This is a genomic window from Photorhabdus noenieputensis (assembly GCF_018448935.1).
Lineage (GTDB): Bacteria > Pseudomonadota > Gammaproteobacteria > Enterobacterales > Enterobacteriaceae > Photorhabdus > Photorhabdus noenieputensis.
On record NZ_RCWC01000043.1, the window covers coordinates 12,942 to 35,110 of the forward strand.

The 22,169-nt window shown below is 44.0% G+C and carries 23 protein-coding genes; 11 read left to right on the forward strand and 12 right to left on the reverse strand.

What is annotated here, in order from left to right; translation table 11 throughout:
* The first annotated feature begins 589 nt into the window (after positions 1 to 589).
* The 10 genes from mreB (at position 590) to EAE91_RS21135 (ending at position 12,431) form a co-directional block, all read left to right on the forward strand.
* On the forward strand, positions 590 to 1,633 hold the full coding sequence (gene mreB / locus EAE91_RS21090; protein WP_011148194.1) for a rod shape-determining protein MreB: 1,044 nt from the start codon (positions 590 to 592) through the stop codon (positions 1,631 to 1,633).
* A 110-nt stretch (positions 1,634 to 1,743) separates the two neighbouring features.
* Positions 1,744 to 2,778: a rod shape-determining protein MreC gene (gene mreC, locus EAE91_RS21095; protein ID WP_214090200.1), complete on the forward strand. Its 1,035-nt coding sequence runs from the start codon at positions 1,744 to 1,746 to the stop codon at positions 2,776 to 2,778.
* Positions 2,778 to 3,266 (forward strand): rod shape-determining protein MreD, encoded by a 489-nt coding sequence (mreD, locus tag EAE91_RS21100; RefSeq protein ID WP_214090201.1) that lies wholly within the window; start codon positions 2,778 to 2,780, stop codon positions 3,264 to 3,266. Before mreC ends, mreD begins: the two co-directional genes overlap by 1 nt.
* Before the next feature lie 165 nt (positions 3,267 to 3,431).
* Positions 3,432 to 4,019 carry a Maf family protein gene (locus tag EAE91_RS21105; protein ID WP_214090202.1) on the forward strand — a complete coding sequence of 196 codons (588 nt, stop codon included), beginning with the start codon at positions 3,432 to 3,434 and terminating at the stop codon, positions 4,017 to 4,019.
* The gene (gene rng, locus EAE91_RS21110; protein ID WP_214090203.1) at positions 4,016 to 5,485 is read left to right on the forward strand and encodes a ribonuclease G; all 1,470 of its coding nucleotides are present in this window, start codon (positions 4,016 to 4,018) and stop codon (positions 5,483 to 5,485) included. The genes EAE91_RS21105 and rng overlap by 4 nt, the downstream gene beginning before the upstream one ends.
* A gap of 48 nt (positions 5,486 to 5,533) precedes the next feature.
* Positions 5,534 to 9,346 carry an AsmA2 domain-containing protein YhdP gene (gene yhdP / locus EAE91_RS21115; protein WP_214090204.1) on the forward strand — a complete coding sequence of 1,271 codons (3,813 nt, stop codon included), beginning with the start codon at positions 5,534 to 5,536 and terminating at the stop codon, positions 9,344 to 9,346.
* The gene (gene nit1, locus EAE91_RS21120; protein WP_036776000.1) at positions 9,343 to 10,200 is read left to right on the forward strand and encodes a deaminated glutathione amidase; all 858 of its coding nucleotides are present in this window, start codon (positions 9,343 to 9,345) and stop codon (positions 10,198 to 10,200) included. Before yhdP ends, nit1 begins: the two co-directional genes overlap by 4 nt.
* A gap of 5 nt (positions 10,201 to 10,205) precedes the next feature.
* On the forward strand, positions 10,206 to 11,651 hold the full coding sequence (gene tldD / locus EAE91_RS21125) for a metalloprotease TldD (protein ID WP_214090205.1): 1,446 nt from the start codon (positions 10,206 to 10,208) through the stop codon (positions 11,649 to 11,651).
* A 41-nt stretch (positions 11,652 to 11,692) separates the two neighbouring features.
* Positions 11,693 to 12,157, forward strand: coding sequence for a ribonuclease domain-containing protein (locus EAE91_RS21130; protein WP_214090206.1), 465 nt, complete (start codon positions 11,693 to 11,695; stop codon positions 12,155 to 12,157).
* Between the two features lie 4 nt (positions 12,158 to 12,161).
* On the forward strand, positions 12,162 to 12,431 hold the full coding sequence (locus EAE91_RS21135; protein ID WP_011148185.1) for a barstar family protein: 270 nt from the start codon (positions 12,162 to 12,164) through the stop codon (positions 12,429 to 12,431).
* Positions 12,432 to 12,462: 31 nt separating this feature from the next.
* Here the strand turns inward: EAE91_RS21135 and yjgA are convergent, their stop codons facing one another.
* Positions 12,463 to 13,002 (reverse strand): ribosome biogenesis factor YjgA, encoded by a 540-nt coding sequence (gene yjgA / locus EAE91_RS21140; RefSeq protein WP_214090207.1) that lies wholly within the window; start codon positions 13,000 to 13,002, stop codon positions 12,463 to 12,465.
* Between the two features lie 201 nt (positions 13,003 to 13,203).
* Between yjgA and pmbA the strand changes: the two genes are divergently transcribed.
* Positions 13,204 to 14,544, forward strand: a complete 1,341-nt coding sequence (gene pmbA / locus EAE91_RS21145) for a metalloprotease PmbA (RefSeq protein ID WP_214090208.1) — start codon at positions 13,204 to 13,206, stop codon at positions 14,542 to 14,544.
* 53 nt (positions 14,545 to 14,597) lie between these two features.
* On the opposite strand, the gene rnk is transcribed toward pmbA, so the two are convergent.
* From rnk to kdsD, 11 genes are all read right to left on the reverse strand, one after another.
* Entirely contained in the window at positions 14,598 to 15,008 is a 411-nt protein-coding gene (rnk, locus tag EAE91_RS21150; RefSeq protein WP_036775993.1) for a nucleoside diphosphate kinase regulator, read from the reverse strand.
* A gap of 188 nt (positions 15,009 to 15,196) precedes the next feature.
* Complete coding sequence (gene npr, locus EAE91_RS21155) at positions 15,197 to 15,469, reverse strand: PTS phosphocarrier protein NPr (RefSeq protein ID WP_036775992.1); 273 nt, start codon at positions 15,467 to 15,469, stop codon at positions 15,197 to 15,199.
* 3 nt (positions 15,470 to 15,472) lie between these two features.
* A complete protein-coding gene (gene rapZ, locus EAE91_RS21160; RefSeq protein ID WP_036775991.1) occupies positions 15,473 to 16,324 on the reverse strand; it encodes an RNase adapter RapZ in 852 nt (283 codons plus the stop codon).
* Between the two features lie 74 nt (positions 16,325 to 16,398).
* Positions 16,399 to 16,866: a PTS IIA-like nitrogen regulatory protein PtsN gene (ptsN, locus tag EAE91_RS21165; RefSeq protein WP_214090209.1), complete on the reverse strand. Its 468-nt coding sequence runs from the start codon at positions 16,864 to 16,866 to the stop codon at positions 16,399 to 16,401.
* Positions 16,867 to 16,991: 125 nt separating this feature from the next.
* A complete protein-coding gene (hpf, locus tag EAE91_RS21170; RefSeq protein ID WP_036775988.1) occupies positions 16,992 to 17,279 on the reverse strand; it encodes a ribosome hibernation promoting factor in 288 nt (95 codons plus the stop codon).
* 23 nt (positions 17,280 to 17,302) lie between these two features.
* A complete protein-coding gene (rpoN, locus tag EAE91_RS21175) occupies positions 17,303 to 18,742 on the reverse strand; it encodes an RNA polymerase factor sigma-54 (RefSeq protein WP_214090210.1) in 1,440 nt (479 codons plus the stop codon).
* Positions 18,743 to 18,768: 26 nt separating this feature from the next.
* Positions 18,769 to 19,494, reverse strand: a complete 726-nt coding sequence (gene lptB, locus EAE91_RS21180; RefSeq protein ID WP_036809259.1) for an LPS export ABC transporter ATP-binding protein — start codon at positions 19,492 to 19,494, stop codon at positions 18,769 to 18,771.
* Positions 19,495 to 19,500: 6 nt separating this feature from the next.
* Positions 19,501 to 20,034 (reverse strand): lipopolysaccharide ABC transporter substrate-binding protein LptA, encoded by a 534-nt coding sequence (gene lptA, locus EAE91_RS21185; protein WP_214090211.1) that lies wholly within the window; start codon positions 20,032 to 20,034, stop codon positions 19,501 to 19,503.
* Positions 20,015 to 20,593, reverse strand: a complete 579-nt coding sequence (gene lptC / locus EAE91_RS21190) for an LPS export ABC transporter periplasmic protein LptC (RefSeq protein ID WP_214090212.1) — start codon at positions 20,591 to 20,593, stop codon at positions 20,015 to 20,017. The genes lptA and lptC overlap by 20 nt, the downstream gene beginning before the upstream one ends.
* A 19-nt stretch (positions 20,594 to 20,612) precedes the next feature.
* A complete protein-coding gene (gene kdsC / locus EAE91_RS21195) occupies positions 20,613 to 21,176 on the reverse strand; it encodes a 3-deoxy-manno-octulosonate-8-phosphatase KdsC (protein WP_049582705.1) in 564 nt (187 codons plus the stop codon).
* Positions 21,177 to 21,193: 17 nt separating this feature from the next.
* Positions 21,194 to 22,162 carry an arabinose-5-phosphate isomerase KdsD gene (gene kdsD, locus EAE91_RS21200; RefSeq protein WP_214090213.1) on the reverse strand — a complete coding sequence of 323 codons (969 nt, stop codon included), beginning with the start codon at positions 22,160 to 22,162 and terminating at the stop codon, positions 21,194 to 21,196.
* Between the last annotated feature and the right edge of the window lie 7 nt (positions 22,163 to 22,169).

The window sequence follows — 22,169 nt, forward strand, 5'->3', positions numbered from 1 at the left end:
GATTATGAAGCAGAATTTATCCGCATTTTTATCTGTAATCTCATTGTCATATTCCAGATTAATTGCATATGGTGTTCTATTTCAGAAAATTCTGTTTTTTATTATTTTTTAGCAGAAAGTATTGTATTTTAGTCGCAGTTTATTACATCATTAATTTGCTCACTACACAGACTACGTACTTGTAGTTAAGTATTGGTAATAGTGAGCAGAGGTATGAGTTTATAGGTATGGGTTTAATAGGTATAAGTTTGCTGTGAACTTACAGGAATAGTTACTGGTCAAAAAGCAGCAGCGGATTTAGCCGGCACGGTATCGGTGGCATCATCCAGTAGCACCATAATGTTGAATTATGCAAAATTAGGTGGTTCTTGCATTTCGTTATGGAACAATTGGTAAAATTAACCCATTTTTATGCAGTTTTTTTCTGCTCCGTTTGGGAGAAGTAACGTAGAATATCGCGCTGTTGATACGAATAACGTAGCCACTTTTTTATTGAAGCAGGTGTTTGTGCGCCTTGTCGCTGCTTCATGTGGTTGGTAGAGTAGACGGGTTTTGTTCCGTCCCCGGCTTGCAGGATTATCCTTTCGCTATGTTTAAAAAATTTCGTGGCATGTTTTCCAACGACTTGTCTATTGACTTGGGTACCGCCAATACCCTTATTTATGTCAAAGGTCAGGGTATTGTATTGAATGAACCTTCTGTCGTCGCAATCCGCCAGGATCGTGCTGGTTCATCGAAAAGTGTTGCTGCCGTTGGGCAGGAAGCAAAGCAAATGCTGGGTCGAACACCGGGTAATATTGCGGCAATTCGTCCGATGAAAGATGGTGTGATTGCCGATTTTTATGTTACAGAGAAAATGCTGCAACACTTTATTAAGCAAGTTCATAGCAACAGCTTCATGCGTCCAAGCCCGCGAGTTTTGGTTTGTGTACCTGTTGGCGCAACGCAAGTTGAACGTCGGGCAATCCGAGAATCGGCACTCAGTGCTGGCGCTCGTGAAGTATTTTTGATTGAAGAACCTATGGCTGCGGCGATTGGTGCTGGCTTACCTGTTTCAGAAGCTACGGGCTCAATGGTTGTGGATATTGGTGGTGGCACCACGGAAGTGGCGGTTATCTCTTTGAACGGGGTTGTTTATTCATCTTCTGTACGTATCGGTGGTGATCGCTTTGATGAAGCTATTATCAATTACGTTCGTCGTAATTATGGTTCACTGATTGGTGAGGCAACGGCTGAGCGTATTAAGCACACGATCGGCTCTGCTTATCCTGGCGATGAGATGTTGGAGATTGAAGTTCGTGGTCGTAACTTGGCTGAAGGTGTCCCACGCGGCTTCACGCTTAACTCCAACGAAATTCTTGAAGCTCTGCAAGAGCCTTTAACGGGTATTGTCAGTGCTGTCATGGTCGCTCTTGAGCAGTGCCCACCAGAATTGGCTTCCGATATTTCAGAACGGGGTATGATCTTGACTGGTGGTGGTGCATTATTGCGCAATCTTGACCGTTTACTGATAGAGGAAACGGGTATTCCTGTCATTGTTGCGGAAGATCCATTGACATGTGTTGCCCGTGGTGGTGGAAAAGCACTTGAAATGATCGACATGCATGGCGGTGAACTCTTCAGTGAGGAGTGAGTGTTAACTTGCAAGTGAGGGGGGAATGACGGGCAGCTCAGACCTCCTTGCGATTGCTGTCTGGGAATTCCATTGTTTATGAAACAGTACAGTTTGGAATAGCGCAGCTTATGAAGCCAATTTTTAGCAGAGGGCCTTCCCTGCAATTACGACTTTTCTTTGCTGTTATTGTTGCCATTGCTTTGGTTGTGGCAGACAGCCGCCTTGATGCTCTCAGTAAAGTCCGTAATTATATGGATACGGTAGTCAGTCCATTTTATTTTCTCGCCAATGGCCCGCGTCAAGTGCTTGATGGTGTGTCAGAAACCCTTGCCTCCCGTGAACAACTTCGATTGGAAAATCGTGCTTTACGCCAAGAATTATTGATGAAAAACAGTGACATGCTGTTATTAGGGCAACTTAAACAGGAAAATTCCCGTTTGCGTGAGCTATTGGGGTCGCCTTTACGTCAGGATGAACACATGATGGTGACGCAGGTGATCTCCGGTAGGGCTAATCCTTATAGTGATCAGGTCGTCATCGATAAGGGATCAAGAGAAGGTGTTTATGAAGGGCAACCTGTTATCAGTGATAAAGGTATTGTTGGTCAAGTTGTTGCTGTCAGTCAGTTTACTAGCCGGGTATTACTGATTTGTGATACGACCCATGCTTTGCCAATTCAGGTTTTACGTAATGATATCAGGGCCATTGTTGCTGGCGCGGGTTGTAGTGATGATTTGCAGTTTGAGCTATTGCCAAGCAACACAGATATTCGGGTTGGAGATGTACTGGTGACTTCTGGGTTAGGAGGTCGTTTCCCGGAAGGTTATCCGGTAGCGGTGGTTTCGTCAGTTAAAGTCGATAACCAACGGGCCTATACGGTGATTCATGCCCGACCAACGGCAGAATTACAGCGTTTGCGTTATTTATTATTGTTGTGGGGGGCGGATAATAATCCATCCGAACCATTGCCTCCCTCAGAGGTTTATCGTGTAGCCAACGAACGTTTAATGCAAATGATGCCTCAGGTGTTGCCACATGCAAATGAAATGGGACCACCAGCACCATCATCTGTTTCTGATGAAACAACCAAGACAACAGAAAGAGTGAAAAATGCGGAATCGACAATAACGTCTGATAAATTTATAAATTCGGGAAATCGTTAATGAATCAATACCGGAGTCATGGGCGTTGGATCATTTGGTTATCTTTCTTGGTTGCAATGGTGCTGCAAATTATGCCGTGGCCGGAGCAAATTTATATGTATCGGCCAACCTGGTCGGCACTATTGTTGATTTATTGGGTGATGGCGTTACCTCATAGAGTCAGTGTTGGTACCGGTTTTGTATTGGGGATCATCGTAGATTTGATTCAGGGGGCGACACTGGGTGTTAACGCTTTGGCTTACAGTCTGGTGAGTTATTTGGTGTCATTTAAGTTTCAATTATTCCGCAATATGGCACTTTGGCAGCAGGCTTTGGTCGTCATTGCTTTATCGATACTGATGGATTTCAGTGTCTTTTGGGCAGAATTTTTGTTATCAAATGTTGCTTTTCATCCAGGAGTATTCTGGAACAGTTTGGTCAATGGTATTCTTTGGCCGTGGTTGTTCCTGTTAATGCGAAAAATCCGTCGTCAGTTTAATGTGCATTAGTGGTCGGATCGCCGTTTTTAATGTCCTGACAGAGCTTATTCCAGCAGGCGTTACTGATGCAGGCCATTCTTTCCAAATAACTTGAGGATATGAGTAGTGTGTATAACCTCAAAATGGTAAATGAAATAGCCTAATGAGATAGGTAGTAGTAAGGACAATATCATCATGAAAACCCTTTATCTGGCTTCCGGCTCACCAAGGCGGCGTGAGCTGGTTGAATTATTGGACTTTAAATTTGAAATTCTTTCTCCTCAGGTAAAGGAGCAGTGGCAAGAGGGTGAAACCCCGCGTCAGTATGTTAGCCGGTTAGCAAAAGATAAATCTCTAGCGGGAGTTGCTATTGCCCCAGAAAATTTTCTGGTATTGGGAGCGGATACTGTTGTTGTATTGAGTGGTAAGATTCTGGAAAAGCCACGCAGTGAACAACATGCTGTTGAAATGCTCAGTGCACTTTCCGGGCAGTGTCATCAGGTGATTACCGCTATTGCTTTATCAGATAGTCAGCGTACCTTAAGTGATATAGTCGTTACCGATGTAACCTTTCGCCAATTATCCACGCAGGAAATTTTGGATTATGTAGCAACCGGTGAGCCGATGGACAAAGCGGGTGCTTATGGTATTCAGGGAAAAGCGGGTTGCTTTGTTAAAACGTTGAATGGTAGTTATCACTCAGTTGTTGGTCTGCCATTGGTGGAAACGCACGAATTAATCACCAAGTTTTTTGCGTTAGTTGATGGGAAGGGGAACACATGACAGCAGAGTTATTAGTCAACATTACACCATCCGAAACGCGCGTTGCCTACATTGATGGTGGGATTTTGCAAGAAATCCATATTGAAAGGGAAGCCAAAAGGGGAATTGTCGGCAATATTTATAAAGGTCGTGTAAGTCGGGTATTACCGGGGATGCAGGCTGCTTTTGTTGATATTGGGCTGGAAAAAGCCGCTTTTCTTCATGCCTCAGACATTGTGCCTCATACGGAATGTATTGCTGGTGAAGAGCGAAAGAACTTTCATGTCAAAGATATTGCTGAGTTGGTTCGCCAGGGACAAGATTTAATGGTTCAGGTAGTGAAAGATCCCCTTGGCACTAAAGGCGCTCGGTTAACTACCGATATTACTTTACCTTCTCGCTATCTTGTATTTATGCCCGGTGCATCTCATGTCGGGGTTTCACAACGTATTGAAAGTGAAGAAGAGCGTAATCGGCTGAAAAATATTGTGGCTGACTATTGTGATGAACATGGTGGTTTCATTATTAGGACGGCTGCCGAGGGCGTTGGCGATGAAGAATTAGCTCAGGATGCGGCTTTCTTGAAACGATTGTGGAGCAAGGTGATGGAGCGTAAAAAGCGCAATGTCACTAAAAATAAACTTTATGGCGAATTGGCTCTGGCCCATCGTATTTTGCGTGATTTCGCCGGAGCAGCCCTTGATCGTATTCGAGTGGACTCTCGTTTGACCTTTACTCAGTTACAGGAATTTATTCGCGAATATATTCCTAAAATGACAGCCAGATTGGAACTGTATAACGGTAATCAGCCTATTTTCGATCTGTTTGATGTAGAAAATGAAATTCAGCGAGCACTTGATCGCAAAGTTGAATTAAAATCAGGTGGTTATTTAATTATTGACCAAACCGAAGCGATGACCACAATTGATATTAATACCGGCGCATTTGTCGGGCATCGTAATTTGGAAGAAACTATTTTTAATACCAATATTGAGGCGACGCAAGCTATTGCCAGGCAATTAAGGCTGCGTAATCTGGGGGGGATTATTATTATCGATTTTATCGATATGAATAGTGAAGAGCATCGTCGGCGGGTATTAGCTTCTCTTGAACACGCGCTGAGTAAAGATCGTGTTAAAACGACGATTAATGGTTTTTCCCAACTCGGATTGGTGGAAATGACTCGTAAGCGGACTCGTGAAAGTATAGAGCATATACTTTGCGGTGATTGCCCGACTTGTAAAGGAAGGGGAACCGTAAAATCTGTTGAAACAGTCTGTTATGAGATTATGCGTGAAATTGTGCGTGTGCACCGGGCAGTTGACGCAGATCGTTTCCTTATTTATGCCTCACCCGCAGTGACCGAAGCGCTGAAAGGGGAGGAATCTCATGCACTAGCGGAAGTAGAGATTTTTGTCGGCAAACAGGTAAAAGTTCATACAGAACAGCTCTACAGTCAGGAACAATTTGACGTAGTTATGATGTAACCATTTGATTTTGCTGTCATAGCAGCATTGGTAACCAAGGAGATGCGTGTGAGGCGACTGCCGGGAGTATTATTAGCGACAGCCGCAATAGTCATTATCATTGTGGCTTTGCTTGTCAGTGGATTACGTTTTCTACTGCCACATATTAATGATTACCGCCCACAATTATTCGCTAAAATTGAATCAATTATTGGTGTACCTATTGAGGCTGGATATATTGCGGGAGAATGGGAATCTTTCGGGCCTGTTTTTGAATTACGTGATATCAGTGTAAAAACTGCAAATGCAGATGTGAAAGCCAAAAAGATCACGGTGGCATTGGATATCTGGTTATCTTTGTTAAGAATGCGTTGGAATTTCCGCGATCTTACTTTTTATCAGTTACAAGTAGATTACTATCAACCGCTGTTTAATGATCAAAGCGGTAATATGTTTTCCCAATCGGATCTATTTTCAGATCTGTTTCTGGAGCAGTTTGATCATTTTAATCTGCAAGATAGCCATTTTACTTTCCTTACTCCCTCTGGTGAACGTGCTGATCTGCTGTTACCACAATTAACCTGGCTAAATAAAGATAATCGTCACCGTGCTCAAGGGAAAATTAGTCTCTCTTCTATCAATAATCAGCATGGGGATATACAAGTTAAATTTGATTTGCATGATACTCATGGCGTACTGGATAACGGTACCATTTATTTGCAGGCAGATAATGTTGATATTCACCCGTGGTTAAGTCATTGGTTGCAGGATAATACGGGGTTGAAGGATGCTGAGTTCAGTTTGTCTAGCTGGATTATGCTTAAAGATGGTCGAATTGATGGCGGCCAGCTACAACTCCGTCAGGGAGAAGCTAATTGGAAAGTTGCTAACAAATCTCACAACCTTTCTGTCAGTGATCTGGTGTTACGGATGCGCCGCCAAGATGGTGGTTGGTTGTTTGATGCACCTGAGTTGGCAAATTTAATCACTGATGGTCAGCAATGGCCGTCAGGAAAAGTATCCGTGCTCTATCTGCCGGAAGCTAAGAGAGTTGATGGTCATGATCATTGGCGTATCCGGGCAAAAGACATTCAACTTGAACGGCTAAGTAGCATTTTACCGACTTTTTCTTTTTTGACCCCTGATATTGTGAAGGATTGGCAACGTCGTCAGCCACAGGGATTGGTAAAGTATCTTGCCCTCGATATTACACCAAAAATGGCAGATGATTCCCGAATCAGTATGCAATGGCAGAATGTCAGTTGGCAACGCTGGCAGCAATTGCCTTCTATTGATAACTTCTCTGGTTCTCTCAATGGCAGCTTGCGGCAAGGCAAACTGAGTTTTGCATTGAAAGATAGTGTCGTTGATTATCGAGATATGTTCTTGGCACCGTTTGAGATATCCCAAAGTCATGGCGAAATACTTTGGCGGCAAGGTGAGCAAGGTTTACAACTTTGGAGTCAAGGGCTGGATTTGCAGGCGAAATCATTGTGGGTTAATGGTGATTTTCGTTATCAACAGCCTAAAGAACAGCCTCCGGCGCTAAGTATTCTGGCGGGAGTACGGGTCTATGATGCAGGTGATGCCTGGAGGTATTTTCCTGAACCTTTGATGGGGACACCTCTGACTGACTATCTGACAGCTTCAATTATTAAAGGGCAGATAGAAAACGCGACTTTTGTTTTTCAGGGCAATCCAAAAGATTTCCCATTTGCAAAGAATAATGGGCAGTTTCAGGTTTTTGCTCCATTGCGTCATGCGACTTTCCAGTACCAACCAAACTGGCCGGCATTGCTGGATCTCAATATTGATCTTAATTTCCAGAATAACGGTCTATGGATGCTTGCTCCGCAAACGGCACTTGGTGAAGTGAACGCGAGTAATCTTTCAGCAGTAATTCCTAATTACCGTAGCAAGAAATTATTAATCGACGCTGATCTTCTGGGAGATGGCAAAGATATTCATGAATATTTTACCCGCAGTCCGCTAGCAAATTCTGTTGGTGAAACGCTGGAGACATTGCAGATTGGTGGTCAAGTCGAGGGTAATTTGCATTTGGATATTCCACTCAATGGTGGCAATGTGGATGCCAGTGGTGAGATAACTTTAAAAAATAATCACTTGTTGATTAAGCCCCTAAACAGCGAAATGAAAAATGTGAGCGGCCGGTTTCGCTTTAATAATGGTAACTTACAAAGCGGCAAATTATCGACCCAATGGCTTGGGCAGCCTGTTACAGTTGATTTTTCTACCGAGAGTTTACCCAAAAATTATCGAGTCAATGTTGGGCTGAATGCTCGCTGGGCTATTGAAAAATTATCTGGATTTTCACCGACGATGGCTAAAGTGCTTTCTGGCTCTGTTGATTGGGAAGGAAAAGTCGGTATTAATTTGCCGTTTCAGGGTAAGCCTCAATATGATGTGAAAATCGACGCTGATTTATCACAAGTAGATAGTCATTTATCTGCCCTGAAAGTGGATGAACTGCGTGTTCTTCATATTTTGGCTGATGGTGATATGGAGCAGTTGCGAGTAAAAGGCATTTTAGATAAACAATATGCATTTAATACTCAATGGCATTTGGCAGGGAAAAATACTCAACTGTCACGGGGAATTTTACAAAGTAACAGTAGCAACGTTCCTGACTTACCTGAAAAACCCCTGCTGGAATTGAATCTTCCGGCAATTGAGGGGGAAGAGTGGTTAGGGCTGATTACGCCTATGACTTCTGGTTCTTCATTGACTGGAATGTCAATGTTGCCACAGCATCTGCATATATCACTGCCATCACTGGATGCGGGGGGGCAACGTTGGAATCAGTTATCGTTGGATGTGGAAAAACAGTCTTGGGGAACGCAGATCACAGCTAATGGTCGGGAAATCAACGGTAAACTTAATATCCGTAATAGTGGCCCTTGGCAAATGAACTTGGGCTATCTTTACTATAATACTTTAAAAGACAGTCCTCTGAAAAATAGCCCTCAGCAAGCTGAACCGGATTTACCTAAGCAATCTCAGACAGGTAAAACTCCGCGTTATTCGCTGAACCAGTGGCCTTCATTAGATATCATCTGTTCTGAATGTTGGATTATGGGATTGAAGCTTGGGAAGGTGTTTGGTTCCCTGATTCCAGAAGGTAATTCACTTGTATTAAGGGATGGAATAGTAGAAAACAGTGTCAGTAAACTCAATTTGGCCGGTCGTTGGCAAGGAGATGCGGTAGGGAATAATACGCGTATTACGGGGCAATTTTCTGGTGAAAAGTTTGATGAGATGGCATCTTATCTTGGTATAGTCGTACCGATTGTAAATTCACCGTTTACCTTCCGTTTTGATTTTAATTGGTGGGATACTCCGTGGAAACCCAATTTCCAAACGCTGAATGGCAATCTAAAAAGCAACTTAGGCAAAGGCGCTATTGAAAAATTGGGTGGAGGAAGTGCTGGCCAATTACTAAAATTAGTCAGTTTTGATGCTTTGTTACGTAAATTACAGCTCGATTTCAGCGATACCTTTAGCCAAGATTTTGAATTTGATTCAATCCGTGGTGATGTTTCAGTAAAAAATGGGATACTCAAGACTGAAAACTTACGGGTCGATGGGTTGATTGCTGATGTGATAACGAAAGGTGAGATCGATCTTGTTCGCCAACAGATCAATATCGAGGCCATCGTCACGCCAGAGATTTCTGCTACTGTAGGGGTAGCAACGGCTTTTGTCATCAATCCGATGGCGGGTGCTGCATTATTCGCGGCGACCAAGGTCTTAGGGCCATTATGGAATAAGATATCCGTTATTCGTTACCGGATTACTGGTAATCTTGAACAACCGAAAATTGATGAAGTTCTGCGTCAGCTTAAGGAGAATAGAGGAACATGAGAAACGTCAATGTTGCACTCTTGCAGTTATGTAGCGGTGAGAATATCAAACATAATTTGGCGCAAATTGAACAACAAATTAAGCAGTTGCCGGATACTATCAAGTTTGTCATGACCCCGGAAAATGCATTGTTGTTTGCTAATGCTGATAGCTATCGTAAGCATGCTGAGCAACAGGGAGATGGGCCTTTACAGCAAGCTGTCAGTGAAATTGCTCGCCGTTATGGTGTCTGGTTATTAATCGGCTCTATGCCGCTTATCAGTCGTGAAAATCCTGAACGGCTCACCAGTAGTAGCCTGTTGTTTGATGATCAGGGTAAGATTTGCGCTCGTTACGACAAAATCCATATGTTTGATGTCAATATTAATGATGAACATGGATCATATAGCGAATCATCTATTTTCCAACGAGGAGAACATCTTACCGTTGTAGATACGCCTGTAGGTCGTCTCGGGATGACCATATGTTATGATCTGCGCTTCCCTGGGTTGTTTCAGGCGCTACGTGAGCAAGGCGCTGAATTGATATCTGTTCCTGCGGCATTTACTCGTTTGACAGGAAAAGCCCATTGGGAGCCACTGTTACGGGCCCGCGCTATTGAAAACCAATGTATTCTGTTAGCGCCGGCTCAGGTTGGTGTACATGGAACCCGTCAGACTTGGGGTCACTCAATGGCAGTGGATGGTTGGGGGAAAGTGATTAAGAAAAACCCCGATGCAGTCAGCGCACTACAACTGAATGTCAGGGCAGATAGCTTGAAGATTATGCGTGAGCAGATGAAAGTGGTGAAACATAACCGCTTCCGGCCTCAGTTGACTTCCTTGATTGAAAAAATACCGCAAATTAAAGAGTAGCAATTATGAGTTTAACTTCTGTCAGTGAATACTTACTGGCTGCAAATAAATTAAGCCACCAAGATCTGTTTTCAGTACTCGGTCAAATGACTGAACGTCGGCTGGATTATGCCGATCTCTATTTTCAGTCCAGTTACCATGAATCTTGGGTGTTGGAAGATCGGATTATTAAGGATGGCTCCTATAATATTGATCAGGGGGTTGGCGTTAGGGCAATCAGTGGTGAAAAAACGGGTTTTGCTTATGCAGACCAGATCACATTGAATGCGCTGCAACAAAGCGCACAGGCTGCCCGTAGCATTGTCCATGAAAACGGGAATGGTAAAGTCCATACCTTTGGCGAAGTGGCCTATTCTCCGCTCTATGCGGCAATTGATCCGCTGCAAAGTTTTTCCCGTGAAGAAAAGATCGCATTATTGCAGCGAGTAGATCAGGTGGCTCGCGCCGAAGATCGAAGAGTACAGGAGGTCAATGCCAGTCTGACAGGGATCTATGAACGGGTGTTGGTCGCGGCAACTGATGGGACTTTGGCGGCTGATATTCGTCCTCTCATTCGCTTATCTGTCACGGTGCTGGTGGAAGATAATGGTAAACGTGAACATGGCACCAGCGGTGGTGGTGGCCGTTACGGTTATGAGTATTTTCTGGAAGTGGTTAGTGGTCAGATCCGCGCAGAACAATTTGCCCGTGAAGCTGTTCGCATGGCATTAGTGAACCTTTCCGCTGTTGCGGCACCCGCTGGTACGATGCCAGTTGTTCTAGGGGCTGGTTGGCCGGGTGTGTTGCTGCATGAAGCTGTTGGTCATGGGCTGGAAGGGGATTTTAACCGCCGTGGTACTTCGGTGTTTTCTGGTCAGATTGGTGAGAAGGTTGCGTCAGAACTCTGTACTGTGGTTGATGATGGCACGATAAAAGGCCGCCGTGGGTCATTGGCAATTGACGATGAAGGCGTTCCTGGACAATACAATGTATTGATTGAAAATGGCATTCTGAAAGGTTACATGCAGGACAAAATGAATGCACGCCTGATGGGTGTCGCGCCGACTGGCAATGGTCGCCGTGAATCTTATGCCCATTTACCAATGCCTCGTATGACTAATACCTATTTGTTGGCGGGCCATTCCACACCGGAAGAGATCATCGGTAGTGTGAAAAACGGTTTATATGCGCCAAATTTTGGTGGTGGTCAAGTAGATATCACTTCCGGTAAATTCGTGTTCTCGACATCGGAGGCTTATCTGATTGAGAACGGTAAAATCACCAAACCAGTGAAAGGCGCAACTCTTATCGGTTCCGGTATTGAGGCGATGCAGCAGATCTCTATGGTAGGAAACGATCTTGAACTAGATAAAGGTGTTGGGGTTTGTGGCAAAGAGGGCCAGAGCGTACCTGTTGGTGTTGGTCAGCCTACTTTGAAACTGGACAACTTGACCGTTGGAGGAACAGCCTGATTTTTGGCTGTTTATCCGAGATAGATCATATAAGGATAGTCATGAAGAAGACTTGGCTAGCTGGTGTGTTACTGACTGTTTTGGTTGTGACTTGTGGTACTTTTGCTAAAGGTGTTGATAAGACACTGTTGCAGGCTCCAGAAACAGATGGGGGTACCTCAGCAATACAACGGATTGAAGGGCTAACTGAACAGAATAACGTAGTGGCTTACTTACGACAGAATAATAAATTACCCGATATTTATATTACTAAAAAGCAGGCCCGCGACCTTGGCTGGAATGCAAAACAGGGAAACTTATGTCAGGTTCTGCCGGGTAGAGCAATCGGTGGTGACAAATTTACTAATCGTGAAAAGAAGCTACCAATGAAACCGAAACGTCAGTGGTTTGAAGCAGATGTTAACTACCGTTGTGGGCACAGAGGGAGTGACAGATTGCTTTATTCATCTGATGGTCTGATTTATCTGACGTTGGATCATTACAAAAGTTTTACCTTATTGGAGTAATTCTATGCATAAAGTGGAGTTTGATTTTGACCGTATCCCTGATCTGAAAATGTTCTATCAGCAGTTTTCTGAACAATTTGAGTTAGGAGACGAGTTTGGTAGTAATTTGGATGCTCTGTGGGATGTTGTGACAGGAGGAATTGAGTTACCTGTAGAGGTCAATTTCATCCATTTTACGCAGCAGAAAGAACGCGATTTCTCCTCATTAGTGCTTTTGTTTGAAGAAGCAGAAGAAGAACTGGAAGGGGAACTTAGTTTTAATATTTTCCCCTAACAGAAATTAGAACCTTACAGTTTTTAGGTCGTTAAGTGGATTCAGCCATATCTTTAAGATACTGGAAAATCTGACGATAAGATTTAGGTGGCTTATTTGCCGCCTTTTCTTTTTTGGCGTTGCGGATCAAAGTACGCAATTGCTGGCGATCGGTTTGTGGGAATAACGTCACCACTTCATCAATAACATCGTCATTGCCATCAATCAATTTATCACGTAATTCTTCCAGTTTATGGAACAGAGTGATTTGCTGATTATGACGATTTTTCAGTTTATCAAGCGCGGTGGTAATTGGCTCGACATCCCGGGTACGCAGCAGTTTGCCAATAAATTGTAATTGGCGACGGTACCCCTCCCGTTTTATCTTCTGTGCAAGTTCAATGGCGGCCAGCAGATCCTCATCTAACGGAACGCGTTCAAGCGCACTTTTGCTTAGCTCAACCAATTCTGTACCCAGCTTTTTCAATGCTTCGGCATCACGTTTAATTTCGCTTTTACTGACCCAAATTATCTCTTCTTCTTCCTCTTCAGCAGGATAATCATTGAGCCAATCTTCAGGCTGCTTTGCCATAGTGGTTTTCCTTTTAAAAAGGCCGGAGCTGGCAGGTTGATTTTTGGTGCATGACCTGTAGCTCGGTGGGTGTTAACATCCTAATATTGTGTATTGTAACTGGGAAAAACGCCTGATTACCACTCGGCATTGATTGTGTGGATAAAAAGGTCCTGTTTTCCCGACAGATTTTCCCTTTATTCATCAAATTACGGGTAAGTAATGAAAATCACGGATCAAATTGCGGAACAACGCAAACAACTAGAAAATGCAGTTTCACAGGCACTAGAGCTGGCAAAAGCGGGTTGTGATGCTGCGGAGGTTGCGGTTAATAAAACAACGGGTATTAGTGTCAGCACCCGCTTTGGTGAAATAGAAAATGTAGAATTCAATAGTGATGGTGCGTTGGGGATTACCGTATACCATCAGCAATGTAAAGGTAGCGCATCATCAACAGATTTAAGCCCGGATGCCATTGCTCGTACTGTTCAGGCTGCGCTTGATATTGCTCGTTATACCTCTCAGGACCCATGTTCAGGCCCGGCAGATAAAGCGTTACTGGCGTTTGAAGCACCAGATCTTGACCTGTTCCATCCAACAGAATTGGATGCTGATAACGCGATTGAACTAGCCGCTCGTGCAGAGCAAGCGGCATTACAGGCCGATAAGCGAATTACCAATACCGAAGGTGGCAGTTTTAACAGCCATTATGGCATTAGAGTGTTTGGTAACAGCCACGGTATGTTGCAAAGCTATTGCTCCAGTCGTCATTCTATGTCGAGTTGTGTGATTGCTGAACTTGATGGCGATATGGAACGGGACTATGCGTATACCATTAGTCGTCGTTTTGAGGATTTAAAATCGCCAGAATGGGTTGGGCAGGAGTGTGCTCGCCGTGCATTATCACGTTTGTCGCCACGTAAGTTACCGACCATGAAAGCGCCGGTGTTGTTTGCTGCGGAGGTTGCAACAGGTCTTTTCGGTCATCTGGTTGGCGCTATCAGTGGTAGCAGTATTTACCGGAAATCCTCTTTCTTGCTTGATCATCTGGGCAAACAAATTCTGCCATCATGGCTGACAATTGAAGAGCGGCCACATTTGCTGGCAGGTTTAGCATCTTCTCCATTTGATAGCGAAGGTGTTTCTACCAGTAATCGAGATATTATCAAGGATGGCGTATTACAGACCTGGCTTCTGACAAGTTATTCTGCTTGCAAGCTAGGAATGGCAAGTACCGGTCATGCAGGTGGAATTCATAACTGGTGCATTGCAGGGCAAGGTCAGGATTTTGCAGGTTTGCTGCGTCAGATGGGAACAGGATTAGTGGTCACTGAATTGATGGGGCAGGGAGTCAGTGCAGTAACCGGCGATTATTCCCGTGGGGCCGCTGGTTTTTGGGTAGAAAATGGTGAGATTCAGTATCCTGTCAGTGAGATTACTATTGCCGGTAATTTGAAAGATATGTGGGCTAATATGGTCACTATTGGGGATGATATTGAAACTCGTAGTAATATCCAGTGCGGTTCAGTCTTACTGCCGGAAATGAGTATCGCTGGTCAATAAGAGATACTCGTTTCCGATTATTTTAGTCAGCCCGGACAAATGGGCTGGCTGAATTAACGGTGGAGCTCACCGGCAGCTTCTGGTTGGTAAAGTAATTCTAATACTTTGACTCGGGTTTCTTCGCCGTTTGGTAATGCCCAACTGATTTCGTCACCGATACGAAGGCCCAATAATGCAGCCCCTAAAGGAGCCATAACAGAAAGCTGATCTGAACTGTCTTGCAGTGATGCTGGATAAACTAAAGTACGTACCCGCTCTTCATTGCTTGTCAGGTCAAGAAAACGAACCCGGCTGTTCATTGTTACAACATCTGATGGAATTTCTGCTGGGGGTACAATCTCTGCACGATCCAGCTCCTCATTCAAAGCGTCAGCGATACTAGTATCTGCAAACGCTGGCTGTTCCAACAGGGAATCTAAACGTTCTGCGTCTAATTCGTTGATGATAATTGCTGGTTTAGTCATACCACACTCCAAATGGATTCCAACACAAAATAACACCCCGCACCATGAGGAGGGGGGTGTTATTTAAAATGATTAACCTGATAGTAGGCTGTTCTTACTGGAAAAGAAAGAGATCATGATCACGAACTGTTTTGTGCTGCTAATGAAAACAGTACAGGACATGATAATCCACAGGTGAGTGAGCAACGTTATTCTTCGTCAAATCCCGAATTAAATAGGTTAATAATGGCTGTAAGAGCTTGTTCTTCATCTGGGCCACTGGCTTCAACTTCAATATAGCTGCCTTTTTCTGAATCCAGCATCAGCATAGCAATGACACTGCTGGCTTCGGCTTCAACATGACTATCATTGCGTAAAACAACATGAGATTCAAAGAGCTGTACTAGATCATATAGCTTCATTGCTGGCCGGGCGTGCATTCCCAGCCGATTTTTGATTTCAAGCCTCTGCTTGACAGTCATTATTTATTTTCGCTTTTCGAGAGTACGGTGGCGCGACTGTACGTTTTTACCTCGGGAGCGGAAATAATCGGCCAACTGTTCTGCCACGTAAACGGAACGATGTTTACCACCGGTACAGCCAATAGCAACGGTTAAATAGCTGCGGTTATTGGTTTCAAGCATAGGCAGCCAGAGTTCAAGATAACTGCGGGTTTGATAGATAAAGTTATGCACTTCCGTATGACGGTCGAGGAAAGCGGCTACGGGACGATCAAGGCCAGTCATTGGCCGTAATTTAGGGTCCCAGTGTGGGTTTGGTAAGAAACGTACGTCAAAAACATAGTCGGCATCAATTGGAATGCCATGCTTGAAGCCGAAAGACTCAAAGACCATTGTCAACTCACGTTCCCGTTTGCCTAGTAGACGCGTTCTTAGCATCTCAGCCAATTCATGGACTGACATTTCGGAAGTGTCAATAATCAGATCTGCTCTTGAACGAAGGGGTTCCAGCAGATCGCTTTCTTGATCAATCGCGCTTTCCAGAGAAAGGTTTTTGCTTGATAGCGGATGCAGACGGCGGGTGTCGCTATAACGGCGGATCAACGTGTTACGGTCAGCGTCAAGAAACAGTAGTTGCGGTGAGAAACTTGCTGGTAGTTTAGTCAAGGCTTCTTCGAAAACCTCAGGGGATTCCGGCATGTTTCTTACATCAATACTAACCGCGGCAGAAATATCACGGTCAGACAACGTATTTGCTAATTCCGGTAGTAATACTACCGGCAAGTTGTCCACACAATAAAAACCCATATCTTCCAGTGCACGCAAGGCAACGGATTTACCTGAACCGGAACGGCCACTGACTATCATCAGCACCATGAGGCGACTCCCCTTAATTTCTCAGTGGTTATTATGAGCCACTCTTATCTGTTGCTCTCCATGCACTGCAACAGTTATTCAGTGATAATTGAGTATAATTCTTCATCACTTTGTGCCGATCTTAAACGGCGGCAGAGGTTTTTATCTGCAAGACGTTTGGCAATCAATGACAATGTGTGTAAGTGCGTCTGGCATTGATCATTTGGAACCAGTAAAGCAAACAGCAAATCAACTGGTTGATTATCAATCGCATCAAAAGCAATGGGCTGTTCCAGATTTAGGAAAACGCCGACTGCTTGATCTGAGCTTTCTGCATCTAACTTACCGTGAGGAATAGCAATACCACTGCCAATTCCAGTAGTACCCACTTTTTCTCTGGTTAATATTGCTTCAAATACGACATTTTCTGGTAACTTAAGCTGCTGAGATGCTAGCTCACTGATAATCTCTAAAGCCCGTTTTTTGCTCGAACAATGTACATTATTGCGCGTACATGCGAGGGAAAGCACAGAACTTAGTAGTAAATCTGCTTCATTATTCATTTTTTCTATTCACTTAGGTGCCTCATTGATACCGGATGCCATAGATTATCTGTGGCATCCGGTATTTGCGCACTGTTTTACAGCAATACTCTGCTGTTGTTACTACATTCTTTGTTAAATGACTGTTAATGATGTCTCAGTTTGTCTTTATGTTTGGTTAATTGACGCGCTAGTTTATCGACCAGTCCATCAATTGCTGCATACATATCTTCATGTTCTGATGATGCGTGCAACTCACCTCCGTTAATGTGTACAGTAGCTTCGGCGATTTGTTGTACCTTTTCCACTCGAAGGATTACCTGAGTCAGGTTGATCCTATCGAAATATTGATCCAGCTTGCTGCATTTTGCAGTGATAATGTCGCGTAATGCATCAGTAATTTCAATATTGTGGCCGGTTATTTTGAGTTGCATATTGTCTTCCTTCTCTGTTCATTTCAAACCAGACGCTTACGTTGGTTTGATGGCGGAATGGATAACGACTCTCGATATTTTGTGACAGTCCGTCGGGCAACCACGATGCCTTGATCGGTTAGCATGCTCGTCAGTTTGCTGTCACTTAATGGTTTGGCGGGGTTTTCCGCTGCTACCAGTTTTTTCACCAACGCCCGTATTGCAGTTGAAGAGGCTTCACCTCCACTTTCTGTATTGACGTGACTGGAGAAAAAATACTTCAATTCAAAAATACCACGTGAGCTATGCAGGAATTTCTGGGTAGTCACCCTGGAAATGGTAGATTCATGCATATCAACCTGGAAAGCAATGTCTGCTAAAACCATAGGTTTCATATGTTCTTCACCATGTTCAAAAAATTCCTGTTGTTGCTCTACAATGCAACGCGCAACTTTCAGCAGAGTATCATTCCGGCTTTCCAAGCTTTTGATAAGCCATTTAGCCTCTTGTAGGTTATTACGGATAAACTGACCGTCACTTTCATTGCGCGTACGTTGCCCAAGTTCTGCATAATGCTGATTAATGTGTAAACGGGGGATACTATCTGTATTTAATTCTACTTGCCAGTGTTCACTCTCTTTTCGCACCAGTACATCGGGGATGACGTATTCTGATTCGCCGGTGTTTATTGCCAGACCGGGCTTCGGTTCAAGTGACTGGATTAAATTTATGACCTCTTTGAGTGTATCTTCTGTCAAATGACTCAGGCGGATTAAGTTGCGGAAATCCCGATGACCTAATAGCTCCAGATGTTCGCAAACGATCAGTTTTGCCTCTTCTAGGTAAGGTGTCTCTGGCGGAAACATTGATAGCTGGACGAGTAGACAATCTTTTAAATCACGAGCGGCGACACCGATAGGATCGAAATGTTGTATCTGTTTTAGCACCGCTTCCACTTCTGCCAGAGTGAGATGATCGTCGCCAATGCTGGCAAGAATATCGTCTAATGGCACCGTGAGATAACCAGTGTCATCTACGGCATCAATGATTGATATCGCAATGGCCGCATCGGTTTCCGTAAAAGGGGTGAGCTCTGCTTGCCACATCAAATAGTCTTGCAAGGTTTGAACGGTTTCACCCTGATAAAGCGGCAGTTCGTCGTCGTTATAATCATTACGTGTCCCGGAAGGTGTGCCAGCGGTGTAAATTTCATCCCAACTGGCATCCAGGGGTAACTCGTCTGGCATATCCTTTTGTTGCAAGGCATCAAGCGTATCCATAACTTCCGTTTCGTTATCGGGAAGCTCCTGATTGCCTATTTCCTGATGATCTTCATCCTGTTCAAGCAAAGGATTCATTTCTAGCGCTTGTTGTATTTCCTGTTGGAGTTCAAGCGTAGAAAGTTGCAACAAACGAATAGCTTGTTGGAGCTGTGGTGTCATAGCCAGTTGCTGACTAAGCCTGAGTTGCAAACTTTGCTTCATAGCGTTAAATCAATTCTCCTGGCTAATTAGAGCCGGAAACCTTCGCCTAAATAAACGCGCTTCACCTGTTCATTATTAAGAATATCATTAGGTGTGCCGTGAGCAATCAGATGCCCTTGGCTGACAATATAAGCACGTTCGCATACATCCAATGTTTCACGGACATTGTGGTCTGTGATAAGGACCCCTAGCCCATAATCTCTCAAATGCTGAATGATCTTCTTGATATCGATGACTGAGATAGGATCTACGCCGGCAAAAGGCTCATCCAGCAAAATAAATTTAGGATTGGCTGCCAGCGCTCTGGCAATCTCTACGCGGCGACGTTCACCTCCTGAAAGCGATTGACCAAGACTGTCACGTAGATGGCTGATATGGAACTCTTCCATTAACTCTTCGGCACGTTCTTTTCGTTGCTCTTGAGTTAGATCGCGGCGGATCTCCAATACAGCCATCAGGTTGTCGAATACGCTTAAACGGCGGAAAATAGAAGCTTCCTGAGGCAAATAACCAATACCACGGCGCGCCCGTTCGTGAAGTGGCAGTAGGCTGATATCTTCATTATCAATGGTAATTGTCCCGGCATCCCGTGAAACGATACCGACGACCATATAGAAAGTTGTTGTTTTCCCTGCACCGTTTGGACCGAGCAGGCCAACAATTTCGCCGGAGTTCACGTTTAGGCTGACATTTTCAACGACCTTACGGCCTTTGTAAGCTTTTGCCAGGTTTTCTGCGTTTAGTATTGCCATATATCGTTATTTACTCTTGTTGTTAGCCCCAGGGCCTTCTTCTTGTAATTGAGAAGGGAGTAGGACGGTGGTTACTCGTTTACCTTTGTCACTAAACGCTTCCATTTGCTGAGTTGGGACTAGATAGGTGATACGATCGCCTTTTATATTGCTGTCTAACTGTTCCAAATAGGCATTGCCAGTCAGTGTAACCAGCTCTTTATCCATTTCGTAACGCATTTTGGAACCGCGGCCCTTGATTGGCTTGCCATTGTCCTGTAGCTGATAGAAAGTGACCGGATTACCAAATGCCTCAATAACCATTTTCTTGGAATCGCCATCAGGGCGAGTCACAACAACTTTGTCAGCGCGGATATCGATAGAACCCTGTTTAACGATCACATCTTCTGTAAATGTGGCAGTGTTCCCTGTCATGTCAAGGGCTTGTTTAACCGAATCGATAGAAATGGGTTTTTGTGTGTCATCTTTTAGTGCCATTGCGGGAAGGCCGACGGCAAAGATGGCGTTGGCAATAAAAGCATTACGGATTCTGTTTTTCATGTTGGATTTCATAGTAGGTGTTAACCTTTTCAATCAGTTCAGCGGTTTTGTTCCGCAGATTGCCACGCATTTTCATACCGACGGATTTTAGCCCGACACCAATCAGTGTGACCTGATTGTCAGATGAAACATCCTGAGTGACCAGGTTGATGATAGCGTTATCTGTGGTAATACGTTGTAATTGTGACGTATTAGTCAGACTGTCAACCTGTACGTCTCCGTAAAGATAGAGCATTTTGTCATTAGTCAGTTTGGCTTTGTTAGCACGAACTGTCCATGTAGCAATGGCATTTGAGTCATAAGTAATTAACACTGGTTTGGTAAACCAGGTAAGTTTTGACTCTGCATAATTTTGGACGTCATCAGCGACCAATTTATACGTCAGTTTCCCCGTAGGGTCATAAACAAAAGTTATGGCATCCTGACTTTGATAGGTTGGCTGACTGTTATCTGTGGCAGAAGATGAGTTAGTCTCATCTGAATCAGATAAGTTCCAGCCAATTAATGCCAGGATGATTAATACCAGAGTTATCACCGACCAGGATTTGATTCTATCCATTCTCGTTTCATTCAACCTACTATATTGATAATCCTTTGGCCTCTTCCAGCTTGTTCTGAGCGAAAAGCACCAAATCACAAAGTTCCCTTACCGCCCCGCGTCCCCCTGCAATTTGGGTGACATAATGCGCTTTTGGTAAGAGTAATGGATGTGCATCTGCCACAGCGACAGATAAACCCACTTGTTCCATGACCGGCCAATCAATCAGATCATCACCGATATAAGCAACCTGTTCTGGTTTTAATCCCAGTTTATCTAACAATTCTTTGTACGCCAAAACCTTATCACTTTGTCCTTGGTAAAGATGTGTAATCCCTAGGGTGTTTGCTCGATCTTCCAGCAATTTCGCTTTACGGCCGGTAATAATAGCGACTTCGATTCCTGAAGTAATTAAACAGCGAATTCCATAACCATCTCGAACATTAAATGTTTTTAGCTCTTCACCGCTATTGCCCATATAGATCAGGCCATCGGATAGAACACCATCAACGTCGCAAATCAACAAACGGATTTTACGAGCTTTTTCAATAACATCTTTACTAACTGGACCATAACAGGTGTCCAAATAAACTAATTGGCTCATTAAGGCGTTTTCTCCGGTTAAACCACACCAGCTTGTAGCAGGTCATGCATATGTAATACACCAAGTAATTTGTTTTCCTCTGCGACCAATAAGGAGGTGATATGGTGTGACTGCATTAAGTTCAATGCATCAACTGCAAGGGCATTCGGTTTGATACGGATACCGCCTGTTGTCATAACATCTGAAATTTTGACATTGTACAAATCAACGCCCATATCAAACACTCGCCGTAAATCACCATCAGTAAAAATACCATCAATATACATATTTTCGTCGCAAATGACGGTCATCCCCAGTTTTTGCCGGGTGATTTCGAGTAGAGCTTCGCGTAAGGATGCATCACGATTAACCTTTGGAATATCATTGCCGGTATTCATCAAATCACTTACCAGTAGCAAAAGTTTGCGTCCAAGAGTGCCGCCAGGATGTGAGAGGGCGAAATCTTCAGCGGTAAAGCCACGTGCCTGGAGCAATGCAACCGCTAAAGCATCGCCCATAACCAGAGTTGCAGTGGTACTGGTTGTAGGAGCTAAACCTAGCGGACAGGCTTCCTGTGGAACTTTGATACACAGGTGGATATCTGCGGCTTTCCCCATACTACTGTGGTAATTGTTAGTCATGCAGATAAGCGGAATTTTTTGGCGTTTTAACGCCGGGATCAGTGACAAAATTTCACTGGACTCACCAGAATTTGAGATAGCTAAAACAATATCTTTAGGTGTGATCATGCCGAGATCGCCGTGGCTGGCTTCTCCGGGATGAACGAAAAAGGATGGTGTCCCGGTGCTGGCGAAAGTTGCAGCAATTTTACACCCAATATGGCCGGATTTGCCCATCCCCATGACAATCACTTTACCTTCGCAGTTGAACATCAGTTCACAGGTACGGGCAAAATCTTCATTAATATATTGTTCAAGTTCTGCCAATCCATTACGTTCTATGTCTAATACTTTTTTACCCGCTTGCTGAAAATCAATCTTAGGCATTTCTTTT